General features: G+C 68.6%; 4 protein-coding genes. 3 read left to right on the top strand and 1 reads right to left on the bottom strand.

From position 1 onward, the window contains the following. Window positions 1-49 precede the first annotated feature (49 nt). Together glmU and glmS are read left to right on the top strand one after the other, a co-directional pair. Complete coding sequence (gene glmU / locus DKT77_RS01845) at window positions 50-1,363, top strand: bifunctional UDP-N-acetylglucosamine diphosphorylase/glucosamine-1-phosphate N-acetyltransferase GlmU (protein WP_109810048.1); 1,314 nt, start codon at window positions 50-52, stop codon at window positions 1,361-1,363. A gap of 4 nt (window positions 1,364-1,367) precedes the next feature. Next, window positions 1,368-3,188 (top strand): glutamine--fructose-6-phosphate transaminase (isomerizing), encoded by a 1,821-nt coding sequence (gene glmS, locus DKT77_RS01840; RefSeq protein WP_109810047.1) that lies wholly within the window; start codon window positions 1,368-1,370, stop codon window positions 3,186-3,188. 16 nt (window positions 3,189-3,204) lie between these two features. Here the strand turns inward: glmS and DKT77_RS01835 are convergent, their stop codons facing one another. Beyond that, a complete protein-coding gene (locus DKT77_RS01835; RefSeq protein WP_109810046.1) occupies window positions 3,205-3,573 on the bottom strand; it encodes a cobalamin biosynthesis protein in 369 nt (122 codons plus the stop codon). Window positions 3,574-3,859: 286 nt separating this feature from the next. Between DKT77_RS01835 and DKT77_RS01830 the strand changes: the two genes are divergently transcribed. Continuing rightward, window positions 3,860-5,910, top strand: a 2,051-nt coding sequence (locus tag DKT77_RS01830) for a LamG-like jellyroll fold domain-containing protein (RefSeq protein ID WP_146204936.1), incomplete at its 3' end; no start/stop codon positions are given.

Raw genomic sequence — 5,910 nt, 5'->3', positions numbered from 1 at the left:
GACACTAGGGACGGCATTGATCGTTCTTGCTGCGGGGCAGGGGAGCCGGATGTTGTCGGGTCTTCCGAAGGTTCTGCACGAGGTTGGGGCGCAGCCGCTTCTGGCGCATGCGCTTGGTGCCGGGGCGGCGCTTGATCCCGAGCGGGTGGTCGTGGTGACGGGCCACGGCGCGGCGCGGGTCGAAGCGGCGGTCGGCGCCATCGCGCCGGGCGCGGTCACGGTGCGCCAGGACCGGCAACTCGGGACCGGCCATGCCGTCGCGCAGGCCCGTCCGGCGCTCGCGGATTTCGGCGGCGACGCGGTCGTGCTGTACGGCGACACCCCCTTCATCGCCCCGCAGACCCTGCGCCGCATGGCCGAGGCGCGCGCGGCCGGAAACGACGTGGTCGTGCTGGGGTTCGAGGCGCGGGAGCCGGGCCGCTACGGTCGCCTGATCACCGATGGCGACCGGCTGGACCGGATCGTGGAATTCAAGGACGCGACCGAGACGGAGCGCGCCGTGCGGCTGTGCAATTCGGGCGTCGTCATGGCGCGCGCCGCCACGCTGTTCGACCTGGTGGCGGCGGTCGGCAACGACAACGCGGCGGGCGAGTACTACCTGACCGACATCGTGCAGATCGCCAATGCGCGCGGCCTGCGCTGCGGCGCGGTCACCTGCGACGAGGCCGAGACGCTGGGCATCAACACCCGCGCCGAACTGGCCGGGGCCGAGGCGGTGTTCCAGGCCCGGCGCCGGGCCGAGGTGATGGCGGCGGGCGTCACGCTGGTCGCGCCGGACACCGTGTTCCTTGCCGCCGATACCGTGTTCGGCCGCGACGTGGTGGTGGAACCCAACGTGGTGTTCGGGCCCGGCGTGCGGGTGGCGGAGGGCGCGCGCATCCGGGCGTTCTCGCATCTCGAAGGGGCACAGGTGGGCGCGGGCGCGGTGGCCGGCCCCTATGCCCGGCTGCGGCCCGGCACGAGGCTGGGCGCGGGCGCGCGGATCGGCAATTTCGTGGAAACCAAGAACGCCGCGCTGGGAGACGGGGTGAAGGTCAACCACCTGTCCTATGTCGGCGATGCCGAGATCGGCGCGGGCACGAATATCGGCGCGGGCACGATCACCTGCAACTATGACGGCGTTCTCAAGCACCGGACCGTGGTCGGGACGGAGGCCTTCATCGGCTCGAACACGATGCTGGTCGCGCCGGTCAGCGTGGGCGACCGGGCGATGACCGCGTCCGGGTCGGTCATCACCGCGGACGTGCCGGCCGAGGCGCTGGCGCTGGCACGGGCGCGCCAGCAGAACAAGCCGGGCCTGGCGGTGAAGCTGCGCGCGCGGCTGCTGGCAATCAAGGCGGGCCTGGCCCGCAAGGCGGAGTAGGGACATGTGCGGAATCGTGGGCGTTCTGGGGCAGCACGAAGTCGCCCCCATGCTGGTCGAGGCGCTGCGGCGCATGGAATACCGCGGCTATGACAGCGCGGGCATCGCCACGCTGCAGGACAGCCGGCTGGACCGCCGCCGCGCCGCGGGCAAGCTGGTCGAACTGTCGGACCTTCTGGTGCACGATCCGCTGCCCGGCAAGATCGGCATCGGCCACACCCGCTGGGCGACGCATGGCGCGCCCACGGTGGGCAACGCGCACCCGCACCGGGCCGGGCCGGTGGCGGTCGTGCACAACGGCATCATCGAGAACTTCCGCGACCTGCGGGCCGAACTCGCGGCGGTCGGCCTGACCTCGAGCACCGACACCGACACCGAAACCGTCGCGCTCCTGGCGCAGCACCACATGGCGCAGGGCCTCGATCCGGTCGCCGCCGCGCGGCGCACGGTGGACCGGCTCGACGGGGCGTTCGCGCTGTGCTTCCTGTTCGACGGGCATCCCGACCTGATCGTCGCGGCGCGGCGCGGCTCGCCGCTGGCGATCGGGCATGGCGAGGGCGAGATGTTCGTCGGCTCGGACGCGATCGCGCTGGCGCCGCTGACCAACCGGCTGACCTATCTCGAGGAAGGGGATTTCGCCGTGCTGACGCGCGACGGCGTCGAGATCACGGATACCGCCGGAACCCCGGTGGCGCGCGAGATGCGCACCCTCGCGCCCGACACCAGCTTCGTGGACAAGGGTGGCCACAAGTACTTCATGGCCAAGGAGATCGGCGAACAGCCGCTGGCCATCGGGGACACGCTGGCCGAATACCTGCGCGAGGGCACGCCGGGCGTGACCCTGCCCGAGGGGCTGGATTTCTCCGCCGTGTCGCGCATCACGATGGTGGCCTGCGGGACGGCCTACTACGCCTGCCTGACCGCGAAATACTGGTTCGAGCAGCTGGCCCGCCTGCCGGTCGAGGTCGATATCGCGTCCGAGTTCCGCTACCGCGAACCGCCGATGCCCGAGGGCAGCCTCGCGGTGTTCGTCAGCCAGTCGGGCGAGACGGCCGACACCCTGGCCGCGCTGCGCCATGTCGCCGGGCAGGGGGTGAAGGTCGCCTCGGTGGTGAACGTGCCCGAAAGCTCCATCGCGCGGGAAAGCGACGTGGTCCTGCCGACCCGCGCGGGGGTGGAGATCGGCGTGGCCTCCACCAAGGCGTTCACCTGCCAGTTGACCGTTCTGGCGGCGATGGCGGTGCGCGCGGCGGCCGATCGCGGCACGCTGACGGAGGACCGGATGGCGCAGGTGATGGCGGCGCTGCGCGCGGTGCCGGGCGCGGTCAACCAGGCGCTGTCGCTGGCCTCGGACATCGCGGGCATCGCGGCCGAGCTTGCCGAAGCGCAGGACGTGCTGTTCCTGGGGCGCGGCGCGCTGTTCCCGATGGCGCTGGAAGGCGCGCTGAAGCTGAAGGAAATCAGCTACATCCATGCCGAGGGCTATGCCAGCGGCGAGCTGAAGCACGGCCCCATCGCGCTGATCGATCCCAACGTGCCGGTCGTGGTGCTGGCACCGATGGACCGGCTGTTCGACAAGACCGTGTCGAACATGCAGGAGGTGATGGCGCGCGGCGGCAAGGTGCTGCTGGTCTCGGACGGGCCGGGGCTGGAACGCGCCAGCGACGGGGTCTGGAAATGGCTGCGGATGCCGCAGGTGGACCCGGTCTTCGCGCCCATCGCCTATGCCGTGCCGGTGCAGCTTCTGGCCTATCACACGGCGGTGGCCAAGGGCACGGACGTGGACCAGCCCCGCAATCTCGCGAAATCCGTCACGGTGGAGTGACCGGCCGGCGCCGCGCTCAGAACAGAGCGGGCACGGCCAGCAGCAGCACGGCGGCGGCCAGCACCTTCCAGCCCCGCCACAGCGCGTCGGCGGCGCGGTCGATCTCGGCCGGGCCGGGGCTGCGCGCGCCCCGCGGCCAGACGAAGGGAAAGTCCCGCATCCGCCCGTCATAGCTGCGCGGACCCGACAGCGCCACGCCCAGCCCCTGTGCCATCGCCGCCTCGGGCCAGCCGGCATTCGGCGACCGGTGCAGCCCGGCATCGCGCCGCAGCGCGGCCATGTCGGGCCCGCGCCGGAACCCCGCACTCAGAACCAGCGCACTCAGACGCGAAGGAAACCAGTTCAGAACATCATCCAAACGCGCAGCAAAAAAACCGAACGGCAGGCGGACGGCGCCCCCGGCACGTCATCGCGGCGGGACCGGACCGATCCCGTGACAGGCGATTGCGACCTCACCGGGGCGGGCGGTTCGGCATGCGGTCCGGTGGACAGTTCGGCGACAATACGCCTGCAGGCATGTCCGGCACCGGAGAATCTGGAAAGCCCTCCTTTGAAATGCCGGAAGCATGTGGTAACTGAGTTAACCATACGATGGGGCAATTGGTTCCGGAAAAATGTGTATGGCCCGAACCGCCGACACCGCCCCGTCCTGAAAATAACGAGTGTTCTTCATGTGTGAACTTTGCTCCGTAGCGGGATGTGATTGCGAGGCTTTGCGTGCTGACGGCACCGACAGCGGTCCAGCCTCGGCCTCCAGCATCTCGGTCATCGACGTTGCTCCGCCGACCCTGACCGATGTGCAGACGCTGGACAGTTCCTTCCGCTGGTCGGGGAACGCCGTTCACTATGCCTTTCCTGATACGGCGGATGGCTTCACGGGCGGGCAGGGCCAGTATTCGTCCTACAACGAAATCGGCGCGATGCTGAATCTGTCGGAGTTCGGCAAGGACAGCCTGCGGGAGGGGTTCGCGCAGTGGGATGCCGTGACCGCACTGACCATCGAGGAAGCCGCGCCGGGCACGATGGCGGGGATCAACGTCGGGGCCTCCAGCATACCCTCCACGGCATGGGCCTATTATCCGGGAACGCAGCCCGCGAACGGTGACATCTGGTTCAACACGAACCAGTGGTACCTTGACGCGCTTGCAAGCGCGCCCGAACCGATCATCGGCAGCTATGCCTACGCAACGGGCATGCATGAATTCGGCCACGCGCTCGGGCTGAAGCACCCGCACCAGATCGTGGCCAGCGGAACGACCGCCCTCGCGGCGACCTATGACGCGGTCGAGTTCTCGATCATGTCCTACCGCTCCTTTCCCGGCGGCAATATCGGGGGCTACACGCTGGAGACATGGGGGTACCCGCAGTCGCCCATGATGCTCGACATCGCGATGATCCAGCAGATGTACGGGGCGGATTACGGCACGCTGGCGGGGGACACGACCTATACGGTCAGCACCCAGACCGGCGAGGTCTTCGTCGACGGCGTGTCGCTGGGCGCGCCCGGTGCGAACCGGGTGTTCCGTACCCTTTGGGACGGCAACGGCACGGACCATATCGACCTGTCGAACTACACCACGAGCATGTATGCCGACCTGAATGCCGGGCGCGGCATCAAGTTCGATACCATCGGCACGTTCCAGACGGCGAAGCTGGCAAGCGGCGTGTATGCCGGCTTCAACATCTACATGTCGCTGCTGCACGGGGACGACACGCGTTCACTGATCGAGAACCTGACGACCGGTTCGGGCGATGACACCCTGATCGGCAACGCGGCGGTCAACGTGCTGTCCGGGGGCAGCGGCAACGATACGTTCCGCAGCGGTCTCGGCGCCGACATCGTGGAACTTGGATCGGGCGCCGACGTGCTCATCGGCACCCTGGCCGAGCTGGACGGCGACACGGTGACCGATTTCTCGATCGCCGAAGACCGGATCGTGCTCGAGGATCTCACGCTGGGGGCCGGCCACTTCACCTTGATGTCGGACGGCGTGCTGCTGATCGACGACGACGGCGACGGAAATGCCGATGCACGGATCACGCTCGGCGCCGGCGTCGCCGGCGCCGAGATCATGGTGACCGCGCAGGATAGCTCCACGCTTGTCACCTTGCAGCAACCGTCCGTGGACCCCGATCCCGAACCCGATCCCGACCCCGTCCCCGTCGGCACCGAACTGGTCCGGATCGATTTCGACGGCGGCGTGGCGCAGGACAGCGCATCCGCCACGCAGCTGAGCTACAGTCAGGACGGGCTGGGCGTCGCGGGCGAAACCGCGGAGGGCTTCCGCCTGACCGGGTCCACGAAAATCGTGCTGGACCGGTTCGCACCGCACCTGCAGAACCTCGACGCGTTCACCATCGAGATGTCGCTCAAGCGTGATGCAGGCTCTGCCGGCAACTTCCTCGATTCGCATACCACGCTGGACGCGGTGGTCGGCGCGGACGGGGCGCTGAGTTTCCGGATCGCGACGACGGACGGCGTCTTCGCCCTGACCACGGATCCCGGACTGGTCACGAGCGGCGTGTGGCACAAGATCGCCATGTCCTACGATGCCTCGCAGTCCTTGCTGCAATTGTATGTGGATGACGTGCTGGGCGCGGAAACCGCCGCCACGGGCACGCTGACGGGTCTCGGAACCTATCCGCTCGTGATCGGCAACACGTGGTCGTCCAGCCTGAAGGGGGATATCGACAATTTCGTCATCCTCGATGCCGCGCAGAC

The sequence above is a fragment of the Meridianimarinicoccus roseus genome (assembly GCF_003172915.1).
Classification (GTDB): domain Bacteria; phylum Pseudomonadota; class Alphaproteobacteria; order Rhodobacterales; family Rhodobacteraceae; genus Meridianimarinicoccus; species Meridianimarinicoccus roseus.
The sequence above is the reverse complement of the archived record's forward strand: the minus strand, read 5'-3'. Positions and strand labels throughout refer to the sequence as shown.